The organism is Aeromonas allosaccharophila, from assembly GCF_016026615.1.
In the GTDB taxonomy this organism is placed as follows: Bacteria; Pseudomonadota; Gammaproteobacteria; order Enterobacterales; family Aeromonadaceae; genus Aeromonas; species Aeromonas allosaccharophila.
The window spans coordinates 216,921-231,394 of sequence record NZ_CP065745.1; the positions used below are offsets into that span (position 1 = coordinate 216,921).

The following is a 14,474-nucleotide window of genomic DNA, read 5'->3' on the forward strand; positions in this document are numbered from 1 at the left end:
GGGTTCTTAATTTGCTGTCAGATTACAGGTACAGCAACGACCACACGCCCGCATGTCAGGGAGTGTGCCACCACCAGATGGTCAGGATGGAAGTCGTTTGCATGATAAAGTCCTGTAAAAAGATGTTTGCAATGAAGTGCCTACAGAAAACGATAAAGCCGCGGCCAAGTCAAGTCGCTTTTTAGCCTTCTTTTTTTCAAGCGGGCCCCAAGACAAGAGCGAAACAAGCCGATGAGATTCGATCTTCACTGCCATACCACTGCCTCCGACGGGGTGCTGAACCCGGCCGAACTGGTGCGCCGCGCCGCTGAAAAACAGGTTGAGGTGTTAGCGGTTACCGACCACGACACCCTTGACGGGCTTGATGAGGTGCGCCGCACCATCGAAGCCGAGCAGTTGCCGCTGCGACTGGTGAGCGGGGTCGAGATCTCCACCGGCTGGGAGCATCACGAAATTCATATCGTGGCGCTGGGGGTGGATGAAAAAAATCCGCAGCTGGTGGCGTTTTTGGCGGGGCAACGGGCTCGCCGCGAGGCTCGCGCACTGGAAATCGGGCGCCGTCTGGAGAAGTGTCTGATCCCCGGCACCTATGAAGAGGCCAAGGCGCTTGCCGGTGATGCCGCCGTGACCCGTGCCCACTTTGCCCGGGTGCTGGTGGCGCGCGGGGTAGCCGACAACATGCAGAAGGTATTCAAAAAATACCTGAGTCGTGGCAATAAAGGGTATGCCCCGGCCGAGTGGCCCGAGATGAGCGAAGCCATCACAGCCATTCACGCCGCGGGCGGGCTGGCGGTGCTGGCTCACCCCAGCCGTTACGATCTCACCGCCAAGTGGATCAAGCGGCTGCTGGTGGCCTTCAAGGCGGCCGGTGGCGATGCCATGGAGGTGTCACTTCCCCAGCAGAGCCCGCAGGAGCGGGCCAATCTGGGTCAGTGGGCGAAAGAACACGATCTGTACATCTCGGTGGGATCGGATTTCCACTTTCCGTCCAACTGGACCGAGCTGGGCCGCCACCTCTGGTTGCCAAAGGAAGGCATGCCGGTCTGGCTGGCCTATCCCGGTCACTTTGGGCTCACCACCGAGCAACATGCAGAGCTGCTGGCGAGCCGCTAACGGCACCAGCGAAGTGGTCACAAACAGGTTAAGGTAGTGTCATGGGTCTTTGATCCGTGACCATACGAGCGGGCAGGTATTGCTGCCCCCATTGCGAGAACAAGCTATGAGTCAGCATTTTTACGTACATCCGGAAAACCCCCAGGCCCGTCTGATCGGTCAGGCGGTACAGATCATCCAGAACGGCGGCGTCATCGTCTATCCGACAGACTCCGGCTATGCGCTGGGTTGCCAGATGGGTGACAAGGGGGCGCTGGAGCGCATCTGCCGCATCCGTCGCCTCGATGCGACCCACGACTTCACCCTGGTGTGCCGCGATCTCTCCGAGATCGCGACCTACGCCAAGGTCGACAACGGTGCGTTTCGCCTGATCAAGCACAACACTCCGGGTGCCTACACCTTCATTTTCAAGGCGACCAAGGAAGTGCCGCGCCGTCTGATGAACGAGAAGAAGAAGACCATCGGCATCCGTATCCCGGACAACAAGATCGCCCAGGCGCTGCTGGAAGCCCTCGGCGAGCCGCTGCTTTCCACGACCCTGATCCTGCCGGACTCCGAGATGGCCGAGTTCGACCCGGAAGAGATCTTCGACAAGCTGGGCAAGCAGATCGATCTGGTGGTCAACGGTGGTTATCTGGGCGAGCAGCCCACCACGGTAGTCGATTTCTCTGACGATGAGCCGGTATTGCGTCGTCGCGGCGCCGGGGATCCGACCCCGTTTGAGTGAGTCTGCCGACCCTGTTTCCGTGACGGCCACGCCCCAGGCGGGCGCACCGGTCGCGGAATCAGCGGGGGAGTCCGTTCTCCCCCACGCCATCCCGTCCCCCATCGCGCGGGTACTGGGGCAGCCCTATCACGAGCTGCCCCAGGACTTGTTCATCCCGCCCGATGCGCTGGAGGTGTTCCTCGATACCTTCGAGGGGCCGCTCGATCTGCTGCTCTACCTGATCCGGCGCCAGCAGCTTGATATCCTCAATTTGCCGATCCTGCAGATCACTGCCCAGTACATGGAGTACGTGGAGTTGATGCAGGGGCTCAACCTTGAGCTGGCTGCGGAATATCTGTTGATGGCGGCCTGGCTCGCGGAGATCAAATCCCGCCTGCTGCTGCCCAAGGCACCGGAGCTGGAGGATGAAGAGGAGGGGGAAGACCCGCGGGTGACCCTGATCCGCCGCCTGCAGGAGTACGAACGCTACAAGGTGGGAGGCGAGCGCCTCAACGAGCTGCCACGGGTGGAGCGGGAGATCTTTATCGCCGCCGCCCTGCCCCCCGATTTTGGCGCTCTCAAGCCACTGGCGCCCGATGTTTCGCTGGTTGAGCTCGCCCTTTACATGCAAAGTGTGGTAAAACGCGCGACTCATTTCGAACATCACCAGATCCGCCGCGAACAGATCCCGACCCGGGTGCGCATGGCGGAGATCCTCGCCATGCTCACGTTGGGGCAGACCTTGCGCCTTGAGCAGGTGCTGCGCGCCGAAGAGGGGCGCATGGGGGTACTGGTGACGTTTCTGGCCCTGCTGGAGCTGTGCAAGGAGCAACTGATCTGGATCCTGCAGGCAGAACCCTTGGGTCCAATCCATTTTGCATTGGCTGCAGAAGAGAATGAGAAACGTGAACAGACCCATTGAGCGTGCATCCCGTCTGTTGCGTTGCAGCCAGGCCCCCTGGGTCACAGTGCATTTCGCATTGGCCGAGCAGAGCGAGGAGGGCAACCGTGGCGCTGCCCACTGAACGATTAAAGACCTTGATCGAGGCCGCGCTGTTCGTGGCCGGTCGTCCGCTCAATGTCAGCGAGCTGAAAAGCAGCGTGCTGGCCGATTATCCGGTGACCAGTCGCTATGTTCAGCTGCTGTTGGCAGAGATCAGGCAAGATTACAGCGAACGGGGCGTCGAGCTCAAAGAGGTCGCCTCCGGCTGGCGCTTTCAGACGCGTCAGGAGTATGCCGAAGAGCTTTCAAGGCTCTGGAGCGAGCGGGCGCCGCGCTATTCGCGCGCAGTGATGGAGACGCTGACCCTGATCGCCTATCGCCAACCCATCACCCGGGCCGAGATCGAAGCGATCCGCGGGGTGGCGGTGTCGAGCCAGATAGTGAATACCCTGAAAGAGCGTGGCTGGGTGCGCAGCATTGGCCACAAAGAGGTCGCGGGTCGTCCCGAGCTGCTCGCCACCACCAGAGAGTTTCTGGATTACTTTAATCTGCAGAGTCTGGAGCAGCTCCCCGAGCTGGATCCGGAGCTGCAACCCCTGTTGCCCTCGGCGGTGGACGGGGAGAGCGATGCCCGGTGAATGGCGCCCAATCGTGCCGATGTCACCGAGATGTACATTTTTCAACTGTGGCGAACGCTCCAACCGGCGTTTGTTACAGTTAACCCCGTTGCCCCTTTATTCGTGGGCAGCGATCAACAATCAGGTAACCCCGATGAGTGAAAAACTGCAAAAAGTGTTGGCCCGCGCGGGTCACGGCTCCCGTCGTGAGATGGAGGCCCTGATCACCGCAGGTCGGGTCAGTGTGGATGGCAAGGTCGCCACACTGGGGGATCGCGTCGAAGTGAACGCCGTGATCCGGGTGGATGGTCACCAGGTCAAGACCCGCGGGGCAGAGGAAGTGATCTGCCGCGTACTGGCTTACCACAAGCCGGAAGGGGAGATGTGTACCCGTCACGATCCGGAAGGTCGTCCCACCGTGTTTGATCGTCTGCCCAAGATGGACGGTGCCCGCTGGATCGCGGTCGGCCGTCTCGACGTCAACACCTCCGGTCTGCTCTTGTTCACCACCGATGGTGAATTGGCTAACCGTCTGATGCACCCGAGCCATCAGGTAGAGCGGGAATACGCGGTGCGCGTCTTTGGCGAGATCACCGAAGCCATGTTGCAGCGTCTGCGCAAGGGCGTACAGCTGGAAGATGGCACCGCCAGATTCACCAAGATCAAACCGGCTGGCGGTGAGGGGCTGAACCAGTGGTTCAACGTCACCCTGACCGAAGGTCGCAACCGTGAAGTGCGCCGCCTGTGGGAATCCCAGGAAGTGCAGGTCAGCCGCCTGATGCGTATTCGCTACGGCGACGTGACCCTTGACCGCGGTATCCCGCGTGGTGGCTGGCAGGAGCTCAAACTCCCCGAGGTGAACTACCTGCGTGGCCTGGTCCATCTGCCCAACGAGACCGAATCCAAGGTCGATCTGCAGCAGGATGGCAAAACCAGCCGTCACAAGCAGGCCGCCCAGATCCGTCGTGCCGTGCAGCGTCACAAAGAGATGCAGGGCAAAGAGCCCCGCGCTCGCGCCACCACCGCCCGTCGCAAGCCGCAAGCCTCTACCCGCAACTCCGGTACCGGCAGCAAGTAGCCGACAACCCGTTGCGTACTGCGCGTCGTCAAATAGCGCGCAGTCGGCCAAGCAGTCGCCAATAGAAAGGCCCGCACCATCTGGTGCGGGCCTTTTTTGTCAGCGTGTTGCCTGGCGGCAATATTATTGGACCTGTGCCACCGCTTCACGAGTGAGTCGGCCAATCTCTTCCCACTGTTTCTCTGCGATCAGTTTCTTGTCGACCATCCAGGAGCCACCACACGCAATGACCCGCGGGATCGCCAGATATTCACCGATATTGTGAGTCGAGATCCCGCCGGTGGGCATCAGCGTGATCTGGGTATAAGGCGCCAGCAGCGCCTTGATCATCGCGCTACCACCTGATGCTTCGGCCGGGAAGAACTTCAGCGTTGTCAGCCCCATCTCCAGCGCCGCTTCAATAGTGCTGGGGTTATTGACCCCCGGGATGATCGGGATGTTCAGCTCCTGACAGGCCTTGACTGTATTGGGGTTAAAACCGGGGGAGACGATAAAGGTGGCGCCCGCCTCTTTGGCTGCGATCACCTGCTCGCGGTTAAGCACGGTGCCCGCGCCAATCAGCATCTCTGGCTGGCTCTGGCGCAGCAGCCGGATCGCCTCGACAGCGGCAGCGGAGCGGAAGGTGATCTCGGCAACCGGCAGGCCATTATTGGCCAGTGCCGCCCCCAGTGGAATGATATCTTCAGCCTGCTCGATGGCGATCACCGGGATCACTTTCAGGGCTTGCAGTTGTTCAGTAATGGATGACATTCGGTTGACCTCGTTTAGTGTGATGCCGGTTTGATGAAGCTGTCGGTGACATTGCGGGTGGCACTTTCCGGAATAATTGCCCCCTTGTGCTGAATGACGATCCCCGCCAGTCGGTGGCCCATGCGGGCGCACTCGTCGATCGCACATCCTTGCAGGTAGCCAGCCAGAAAGCCGGCATTGAAGGAGTCACCGGCCGAGGTGGTATCCACCACTTTGCTGACTGCTTGGGTAGGGATAGTGATGGCGGGATCCCCGGTTTGCAGGGCCTGGTAACAGCAACCAGCCGCCCCCTGTTTGACCACCGCCTGCTGCACCCCGGCCGCTTTGAGGCGCTGCAGGGTCTGGGCCACATCCTCGTCCCCCCACAGGGCCTGCTCATCGTCGTCGGTGACCAGGGCCAGCTCGGTGATGGCCAGCAGTTGCTGATAACAGGCCCGGGCGTCGGCCGGAGTCTGCCACAGGGCGGGGCGATAGTTGCTGTCAAAGATGATCGCCACACCCGCCCGGTGCAGTTCACCCAGCCACTGCAGCAGCACCTGCCGATCTGCCGCTGGCAGGATCGCCAGCGAAATGCCGCTGAGATAGAGCGCATCCACGTCGCTGACGGCCTGCTTGAGCTGTGGCAACTGCGGGTGCTGCATCAGGTAACGGGCAGCCGAATCGTTGCGCCAGTAGAGGAAGGTGCGTTCGCCGTGTTCATCAAGCTGGATAAGATAGAGGCCGGGATGGCGCTGTTGATCGATGAGCACCGTGCTGGTGTCAATCCCGGCCTGTTGCCAGCGCGCGATGATTTGCTGGCTGAGAGGGTCTTGGCCCATGGCGGTCAGATAGCTCACCTGAATATCGGTGGGTTGGGAGGCACGCGCGAGATAGATGGCGGTATTGAGGGTATCGCCCCCAAATGCCTGCTGCATGTCGCCAAAAGGCATGCCATTGAGCTCAATCATGCACTCCCCGAGCAGGGCAATCCGTTTCATCCCTGTGCTCCTGGCAGTTGAAAGTAGCGGGCGGCATTGTGATAGCAGATATCCTGGATCATTTTCCCAGACAGCTGCAGATAAGTGGGGATCTCGCCCTGTTCGATCCAGCGCCCCACCATGTCGCACAAAATGCGGCGGAAATATTCGTGGCGAGTGTAGGAGAGGAAGCTGCGGGAGTCGGTCAACATGCCGACAAACTGGCTGAGCAGGCCGAGTTGAGAGAGCTGCTCCAGCTGGCGCTGCATGCCATCTTTCTGATCGTTGAACCACCAGCCTGAGCCGAACTGGATCTTGCCTGCAATGCCTCCCCCCTGGAAGTTGCCCGCCATGGTTGCCAGCACCTCGTTATCACGAGGGTTGAGGCAATAGAGGATGGTTTTGGGCAGTTCATCGGTTTGATCCATCTCATCCAGCAGATGAGCAAGCTCCCAGGCAAACGGCTTGTCTCCGATAGAATCAAAGCCACGGTCTGCGCCAAGCAGGGTGAACATGCGGCTGTTGTTATTACGCTGTGCGCCCAGATGCAACTGCATCACCCAGCCTCGCTTGGCGTATTGACGGCCGAGCCATACCTGAACGGCTGTGGAGAAGGCGGCAATCTGTGATTCGTCCAGCACCTCTCCGGCCAGTCGGCGCTGGAGCAGCTGAGTCAGGGTCGCGTCGGAGGGAACAGGTGCATACCGAACCACTTCGATACCGTGATCCGCTGCGCGGCAGCCATGTTGGGCGAAGTGTTCAAGGCGCCGTTCCAGCGCGGTCAGCAAGTCGGCAAAGGTAGCAATGTCGACATCCGCGGCGGCTCCCAATGCCCCAATGTAGTCAGCAAAACCGGCTTGCTCGATCTTGAATACCTTGTCGGGGCGCCAGCTGGGGAGCACCTCGATAGCAAAACCGGGGTCCTCGGCAATCTGGCGATGATAGATAAGTGAATCCACCGGATCATCGGTGGTACCGACCATGCGGACATTCATCTGCTGCATCAAACCGCGTGCGGAGAAGGCCGGGGTGGCGAGCAGTTCGTTGCAGTGATCCCATACCTTGTCGGCGGTGTTTGGCGCCAGGGCGATACCCTCCAGACCGAAGGGGCGGCGCAGTTCGAGATGGGTCCAGTGATAGAGAGGGTTACCCAGCGTTTGCGGGACTGTCTGTGCCCACGCATTGAACTTGTCACGACTGCTGCTGTTTTTGCCGGTGATCAGTGCTTCCGGGATACCGGCGCTGCGCATGGCTCGCCATTTGTAATGGTCGCCTTCCAGCCAGATCTGGCCAAGATCATCGAATCGGCGATCTTCGGCAATCTCCCGTGGATTGAGATGGCAGTGGTAGTCATAGATAGGCATATCGGCGGCATAGTCATGATAGAGATAACGTGCTGCCTCGCTGTTCAACAGAAAATCCTTACACAGGAAAGACTTCATTTATTCATTTCTCCCTTGGCCCGGTCGTTGCCAGATATGGTGATTAGAGCGCAGCGACGCAGTGACGGGCGCCGTGGTCAAGCAGCCCTTGATAGGCTCGAGTGACCGCATCGACAAAAGCACCCTGTTGCGGCAGTTCCGGGCCAAAGATGGCTTCAATGGCCAGCAACGGTTTGACCACGTTGCAGCTGAGACCGTGTTCTGCATAGATCGCCTGGAAGCGGTTGAGCAGGGGATCACGGACATCGATCACCTCACCGTTTTCTCCTTCACCGCTGACATAACGCATCCATCCGGCAATACCCAATGCCAGATGCCGGTAATCACTGCCGTTCTTCAGATGGAAGAGGACGGAGTCGACCATACGCTGTGGCAGCTTTTGACTGCCATCCATGGCAATTTGCCAGGTCTGGTGTTTGAGCGAGGGGTTGGTGAAACGGGCGATCAGTTGTTGGGCATAACCATCGAGATCCGTACCAACAGGCATGTTCAGGGTCGGCGCCTGTTCATTGAGCATCAGGTCAAGCGCAGCTTGGCGATAGGCCGAGTTCGTCATGGTGTCTGCGATATGGGCATAGCCGCCTAGGTAGCCGAGATAGGCGAGAAATGAGTGGCTGCCGTTCAGCATGCGCAATTTCATCTCTTCAAAGGGCACGACATTGCTGACAAATTCGGCACCAGCCAGATCCCAGTCGGGGCGGCCATTGACGAAATTATCTTCAATTACCCATTGCCGGAACGGCTCGCAGGCGATGCCACAGGGGTCATAAACACCGATGGCTTGCTCAATCTCTGCCAGCGTCTCCGGGGTGGCAGCAGGTACGATTCGGTCGACCATGGTGCAAGGGAAGGTGACCTGCTCACGGATCCAGGATGCCAGCTCTCCATCGAGCAGTTCGGCAAATCCCAGAATGGACTGACGTGCAACATGACCATTTTCCTGCACGTTGTCGCAAGACATGACTGTAAAGGGAGGGAGGCCACGCTCTTTGCGCAGGCGCAGGGCGGCAACGATGCAGCCGATGGCGGAAGTGGGGGCATCAGGGTGCTGCAAGTCGTGCTGGGTCAACGGATTCTGCGGGTTGAACTGCCCGGTGGCTGGGTCTGCGCAATAGCCTTTTTCAGTGATCGTCATGGATACAATGGCGACTTGCGGTTCAGCCATCTTTTCGAGGATGGCGGACATGCCGTCAAAAGTGGGATGCAGTGACTCCACCACAGAACCAATCACTTTGGGTTGTACGCTCTCGGCACCCTTCTCCAGAACGGTGTAGAGGTGGTCCTGTGCTCTGAGCGAACGGATCAGCTCCTCACCACCGAACAGGTTGACCTCGCAGATCCCCCAGTCTCCGCCATGTTGAGCCAGCATTTCGTGCGTGATCAGTGCCTGATGCGCGCGATGGAATGCGCCGAAGCCAAGGTGGACGATCCGGCTTTTTAGTTCACCACGTAGATACATAGTGTTTAATTTTTTGGTGTGAAGCTCACAGTTAGCGATATTCATTGGTATGTTATCCTTGTTGCTCAGTAGCCAAGCAAGATCTGAGGGAGCCACAAGCTAAGTTGCGGGATATATGTGACCAACATCAGAGAGATGAACATGGCCGCGTAAAAAGGCAGTAATGGTTTGATTACTCGGTCAATAGATATATTTGCAACCGAGCAGCCTACGAAAAGTGCACTACCGACTGGAGGGGTACAGATCCCTATCGCCAGATTAAAGGTCATCATTACGCCAAAGTGGACGGGATCAATTCCTAGATCTAGTGCAATAGGTAGGAATATTGGTGTAAAGATGAGGACTGCGGGAGTCATATCCATAAAAATCCCCACAATCAGCAAGATGATATTTATTATCAATAAAAGTACCAAGGGGTTATCAGATACTGCCAATAAAGCATCCGAAATCATATAGGGGATGTCAGCATTAGCCATTGCCCAAGACATTCCCATGGACGCACCGACTAGCAATAGTACAATCGAGGTTGTAATCGCAGACTCGAGCACTATTTTTGGTAACTGTTTGAATGATACCTCTCGGTATATTAATACAGCCAAGACTAACGTGTATATAACTGCGATGGCGGATGCCTCTGTCGCAGTAAATATCCCACCAATAATCCCCCCCATAATAAGGATGACGAGTAGTAACGAAGGCAGTGCTTTAACTGTAGTATCCCATATTTGGGCACAACTTGGTTTTGGGGAAACTGGATAGCCTCTACGCTTGGCGATAATCCCTGCAACGATCATCAGGCTTAATCCCATTAATATTCCAGGGATATAGCCAGCCAAGAATAATGCTGCAATAGATGTCCCTCCAGATACTAAAGAAAAAACAATTAGGGTGTTACTGGGAGGAATGAGTAAACCGCTTGGACAAGAGCTTATATTGGCGGCTGCAGAAAATGCAGGGTCATATCCCTCTTTTTTCTGCATTGGTGCCATAGTGCCACCAACGGCGGCAGCAGAAGCAACAGCAGAACCTGAAATAGCACCAAAAAGCATATTGGCCATTATGTTCACATGTGCCAGTGAACCTGGTAAACGACCCCCTAGAACTTTCGCTAGGTTGATTAGTCGTGCAGCGATACCTCCCTGATTCATGATGTTGCCAGCTAAAATAAAGAAAGGGATCGCTAATAGAGCAAAGTTATCCATTCCCACAGCCATTCGTTGTGCAACGACTGTGATTGCCGTATCAAGTGGTAATGCCATTGCGATGGTAAGTAATGAAGACAATCCGATTGCAAATGAAACCGGAAGACCAATAAACAATAATATGCCAAAACTTCCAAACAAAGTGAGAATGACTTGCCAGTCCATAAATTACACCTTAATCCTGATTAACATTGTTCGGGAACAACATCGAAACTATTTTGCTTTTTTGTCACAAGTAAAAGCATGAAGTGTATTGAGTAAATCACCATTAAGATGCCGGTGATGGGGAGGCAGAAATATACATACCCCATTTCGATACCGAGAGCTGGTGTCAACTGGCCAGCGGCTAAGGTTTGGATAGTTAGAACTGAACCGCCATAGATAAGTACGATAACCGCAAAGGCAGTGATCGCTATTTGAATGAAGAGCTCTGCCAAAATCTTTCGTTTACCACTTAGCTTCATGACAAGCAAGTCAATTGCTAGATGTCTTTTTTGTCCTGTGGTATAGGCCGCCCCTATCATTGCGACCCACATGAACAAATAGCGAGATAGCTCATCTGTTATGGTACTAGGGGCGGCGAAGATGTAGCGTGATAACACTTGCCACACGACACACACAACTAAAAAGACAGACAAGCAAATTGTAAATATTGCGAGCGTCTGATTTAGATGAAAGATAAATTTTTTCATTACTTATCAGTCCTTTTTGGGTGGGAATCTCCAGAATTGGTTGACCAGATATTCCATTAAGTCGGTGTAAGTATAGGGAAGCGAGTATTTACATACTAGTGATAGCGGTCACATATGAACTGGTCGACCAAATCACCTGCTAATATTGTGATCGCGGTCGACCAATTTGACTTTTTTCTTTGACTTGGCACGAGGGGAGGGGACATCATCGCTTCCGATAAACCTGAAACCCACTATTTGGTCAACCAGTCAGGGATGCGAGCAAACACAGGTTTGCTCTCTGGCTAATGGGAGAGTCACCTATGAATGCTGCTAAAACGTTGCTCGGTACTGTGATTGGAACTCTGCTCTTGTTTGGGCCATCACAAGCTATGGCTGTGACCACTTTGAAATTGAGTCACAACCATAACCGTGATCATGCTGTGCACAAGGCAATGTCTGATATGGCAAAAGAGGTTCGCGAAAAGACCAGTGGAGAGGTGGTGATCCGAATTTATCCAGATGCTCAGTTAGGGTCGCAACGTGAATCGATGGAGCTGATGCAAAATGGTGCCCTTGACATGGTCAAGAGCAATGCCGCTGAGCTTGAGTCTTTCGGGGCTGCTTATTCGGTATTTAATCTGCCATATCTGTTTCGAGATAAAGAACATCTATTCAAGGTCGAAGAGGGAGATATTGGTCGTGAAATACTGAATTCTACCAAGGGATCAGGTTTCGTTGGCTTGACATATTATGATGCTGGTGCTCGTAGCCTATATGCCAAGAAACCGATCACTTCGCCAAGCGATCTGAAGGGCATGAAGATAAGGGTTCAACCTAGTCCATCAGCCATTGCTATGGTAAAGGCCTTGGGCGGAAATCCAACCCCCTTGGCGTATGGTGAGTTGTACACTGCATTGCAGCAAGGTGTTGTTGATGCGGCAGAAAACAACATCCCATCATTTAGCTTGAGCCGTCACAGTGAAGTTGCAAAATTTTTCAGCCTTGATGAACACACCATGGTACCAGATGTGCTGGTTGTTTCGACAAAGACACTAGATAAATTGACTCCAGAGCAGCAACAAGTTTTATATAAGGCTGCTGCTAACTCTTCTGAGTTGATGAAAAAACTGTGGGTACAGTCAGAGGAAAAGGAACGAGCTGTTGCAGAAAAATCCGGGGTTATTTTTAACAATGTGGATAAAGCACCTTTCGTGCAGGCTGTTCAGCCAATATATACTGAAATACAGAAAAACGACCCTGAATTAAATGTCATGGTGGAGCGAATCAAAAACTTTAAATGATTATGAGTAGGGATGGGTACGTTCCAGCCATCCCTTCCTCGAACAATTGGTTGACCAGTTTGTTACGGTTGCTATGATAGCTACTATCACATCTATTATTGCTGGGCTTTATTCTAATGACTATTGAAATCAAACGACCATATCAAGAGGTTGGACAGTTTCTCCGTAACCAATTGTTGGATGAACAATACCAGGTTGGTGATCGTCTACCACCAGAACGTGACATTGCTGAGCAACTTGGCGTTGGTAGAACGGTGGTTAGAGAAGCATTGATCATGCTGGAGTTGGAAAATTTGGTTGAGGTCCGTAAAGGTTCTGGCGTCTATGTTATCCAGTTGCCGCAGCCAAAAAACAATGAATCTCTAAATGTGCCTCAAAGTATCGCTGGTCCATTTGAGATGTTACAAGCAAGACAATTATTGGAAAGTAATATCGCTGAGTTTGCTGCTTTGCAGGCTACACCTCATGACATATCTAAAATGCGAAAAGCGTTGGAAATAGAGCGGCAAGATTTGATTTCAGGGGAAGGTGAAGAAGGTGATCATATATTTCATCTAGCTATCGCCGAGGCTACTCAAAATAGTGTGTTGGTTGAGTTATTTAAACAGTCGTGGGATATTCGTGAAACCAATTCCATGTGGCAAAAACTGCATGCAAGAATTACCGATTTGACATATCGACAAGAGTGGTTTGTCGATCATCAAGCAATCCTATCGGCTATGATAAAAAAAGATCCGGAAGCAGCTAAAAAAGCAATGTGGCAGCATCTTGAGAATGTAAAAAACAGATTGATGGAGCTTTCTGATAGTGATGACCCAAACTTTGATGGGTATCTATTCAGCTCTTATCCAGTATTTCCATCAAGAAGATATGACATTTCACAGTAAATGAATTTTTTAAATTTTTGATGATATATCTAGTTTTTTATTAAAAGTAACTCGAGTCGCCACATATAAATTATAGGTGAGTGTATGGAACAAACATGGCGCTGGTATGGGCCTAATGACCCGGTAACCTTGAATGATATAAAACAGGCGGGGGCAACAGGCATTGTGACTGCCCTGCATCATATACCAAATGGTCAAATCTGGAGTAAAGGCGAGATCCTGGCTCGCAAAGCATTAATTGAAGAAAAGGGTTTAACTTGGTCGGTAGTTGAAAGTGTACCAGTACATGAAGAGATTAAGACACATTCTGGCCAGTATCAGCAATGGATAGATAACTATAAAGAGTCGATCCGTAATCTGGCTGCATGTGGCATTGACACGATATGCTATAACTTTATGCCGGTGCTGGATTGGACCCGAACCGATCTTGAATACGAGATGCCGGATGGTTCCCGCGCCCTGCGTTTTGACCATATTGCGTTTGCTGCCTTTGAGCTCTACATCCTCAAGCGTCCGGGTGCCTTGCAGGAATATTCACAGGAAGAGCAGCAACAGGCACTCAACTATTTTAATGAAATGAGCCAGGAGCAAATAGAGACACTTACCCGGAATATCATTGCAGGCTTACCTGGTGCCGAAGAGGGTTATACCCTAGAAGCATTCCAGGCGCAGTTGGACAAATACAAGGATATTGACAAGGAGTGTTTGCGGGAACACATGGCCTATTTTCTCGATGAACTCGTGCCGGTGTGCGAAGAGTCCGGAGTACGTTTGGCTGTTCACCCTGATGATCCTCCCCGTCCGATCCTGGGATTGCCGCGTATTGTTTCCACCATTGAAGATATCGAATGGCTGGTTAACCGGGTCCCTAGTCAAACTAATGGCATCACCATGTGCACCGGCTCTTATGGTGTTCGTGGCGATAATGATCTGGTTGATATGATTAAGCGTTACGGGGATCGTATCTATTTCACTCATCTACGCTCCACCAAACGTGAGGACAATCCCAAAACATTCCACGAGGCCGCTCACCTTGATGGTGATGTAGACATGTATAATGTGGTATTGGAAATTGTGCGTGAAGAGCAGCGTCGGTTGAAGCATGGCGATCATCGGTTGATCCCCATGCGACCAGATCATGGTCATCAGATGATTGATGACCTGCAAAAGAAAACCAATCCTGGATATTCATGTATCGGTCGACTGAAAGGACTGGCGGAAGTGAGAGGGTTGGAAATGGGCATCACCAAGGCACTTTTCAACAATAACTGATACCGATTACGTTTGAGTGAGTTGTAGATAAACAGGGGAGGCCATTGAGCCTCCTTTTTACATTCGACGCAGAT

14 protein-coding genes are annotated in these 14,474 nt (G+C 53.6%); 8 read left to right on the top strand and 6 right to left on the bottom strand.

What is annotated here, in order from left to right; all coding sequences use genetic code 11:
* The first annotated feature begins 231 nt into the window (after positions 1 to 231).
* The 5 genes from rnm (at position 232) to rluB (ending at position 4,457) form a co-directional block, all read left to right on the top strand.
* Positions 232 to 1,113: an RNase RNM gene (gene rnm, locus I6G90_RS00945; protein ID WP_197929294.1), complete on the top strand. Its 882-nt coding sequence runs from the start codon at positions 232 to 234 to the stop codon at positions 1,111 to 1,113.
* Between the two features lie 106 nt (positions 1,114 to 1,219).
* Complete coding sequence (locus I6G90_RS00950) at positions 1,220 to 1,840, top strand: L-threonylcarbamoyladenylate synthase (RefSeq protein ID WP_058053104.1); 621 nt, start codon at positions 1,220 to 1,222, stop codon at positions 1,838 to 1,840.
* Positions 1,788 to 2,741, top strand: a complete 954-nt coding sequence (locus I6G90_RS00955) for a segregation and condensation protein A (protein WP_197929296.1) — start codon at positions 1,788 to 1,790, stop codon at positions 2,739 to 2,741. Before I6G90_RS00950 ends, I6G90_RS00955 begins: the two co-directional genes overlap by 53 nt.
* Before the next feature lie 86 nt (positions 2,742 to 2,827).
* The gene (gene scpB, locus I6G90_RS00960) at positions 2,828 to 3,400 is read left to right on the top strand and encodes an SMC-Scp complex subunit ScpB (protein ID WP_197929298.1); all 573 of its coding nucleotides are present in this window, start codon (positions 2,828 to 2,830) and stop codon (positions 3,398 to 3,400) included.
* 133 nt (positions 3,401 to 3,533) lie between these two features.
* Positions 3,534 to 4,457: a 23S rRNA pseudouridine(2605) synthase RluB gene (gene rluB, locus I6G90_RS00965; RefSeq protein WP_058053102.1), complete on the top strand. Its 924-nt coding sequence runs from the start codon at positions 3,534 to 3,536 to the stop codon at positions 4,455 to 4,457.
* 123 nt (positions 4,458 to 4,580) lie between these two features.
* On the opposite strand, the gene I6G90_RS00970 is transcribed toward rluB, so the two are convergent.
* The 6 genes from I6G90_RS00970 to I6G90_RS00995 form a co-directional block, all read right to left on the bottom strand.
* Entirely contained in the window at positions 4,581 to 5,207 is a 627-nt protein-coding gene (locus I6G90_RS00970; protein WP_197929300.1) for a bifunctional 4-hydroxy-2-oxoglutarate aldolase/2-dehydro-3-deoxy-phosphogluconate aldolase, read from the bottom strand.
* A gap of 14 nt (positions 5,208 to 5,221) precedes the next feature.
* Entirely contained in the window at positions 5,222 to 6,184 is a 963-nt protein-coding gene (locus tag I6G90_RS00975) for a sugar kinase (RefSeq protein WP_197929302.1), read from the bottom strand.
* Positions 6,181 to 7,575 (bottom strand): glucuronate isomerase, encoded by a 1,395-nt coding sequence (gene uxaC, locus I6G90_RS00980; RefSeq protein ID WP_232254393.1) that lies wholly within the window; start codon positions 7,573 to 7,575, stop codon positions 6,181 to 6,183. The genes I6G90_RS00975 and uxaC overlap by 4 nt, the downstream gene beginning before the upstream one ends.
* A gap of 73 nt (positions 7,576 to 7,648) precedes the next feature.
* Positions 7,649 to 9,109 carry a fructuronate reductase gene (locus I6G90_RS00985; protein WP_232254394.1) on the bottom strand — a complete coding sequence of 487 codons (1,461 nt, stop codon included), beginning with the start codon at positions 9,107 to 9,109 and terminating at the stop codon, positions 7,649 to 7,651.
* Positions 9,110 to 9,129: 20 nt separating this feature from the next.
* Positions 9,130 to 10,431, bottom strand: a complete 1,302-nt coding sequence (locus tag I6G90_RS00990) for a TRAP transporter large permease (RefSeq protein WP_197929306.1) — start codon at positions 10,429 to 10,431, stop codon at positions 9,130 to 9,132.
* Between the two features lie 20 nt (positions 10,432 to 10,451).
* Complete coding sequence (locus I6G90_RS00995) at positions 10,452 to 10,958, bottom strand: TRAP transporter small permease (RefSeq protein ID WP_197929308.1); 507 nt, start codon at positions 10,956 to 10,958, stop codon at positions 10,452 to 10,454.
* Positions 10,959 to 11,260: 302 nt separating this feature from the next.
* Here I6G90_RS00995 and I6G90_RS01000 point away from each other — a divergent pair, with 302 nt between their 5' ends.
* The 3 genes from I6G90_RS01000 (at position 11,261) to uxuA (ending at position 14,400) form a co-directional block, all read left to right on the top strand.
* On the top strand, positions 11,261 to 12,241 hold the full coding sequence (locus tag I6G90_RS01000) for a TRAP transporter substrate-binding protein (protein WP_197929310.1): 981 nt from the start codon (positions 11,261 to 11,263) through the stop codon (positions 12,239 to 12,241).
* A gap of 116 nt (positions 12,242 to 12,357) precedes the next feature.
* Positions 12,358 to 13,128 carry an FCD domain-containing protein gene (locus I6G90_RS01005; protein ID WP_197929312.1) on the top strand — a complete coding sequence of 257 codons (771 nt, stop codon included), beginning with the start codon at positions 12,358 to 12,360 and terminating at the stop codon, positions 13,126 to 13,128.
* 84 nt (positions 13,129 to 13,212) lie between these two features.
* A complete protein-coding gene (uxuA, locus tag I6G90_RS01010) occupies positions 13,213 to 14,400 on the top strand; it encodes a mannonate dehydratase (RefSeq protein WP_197929314.1) in 1,188 nt (395 codons plus the stop codon).
* Positions 14,401 to 14,474: the final 74 nt, after the last annotated feature.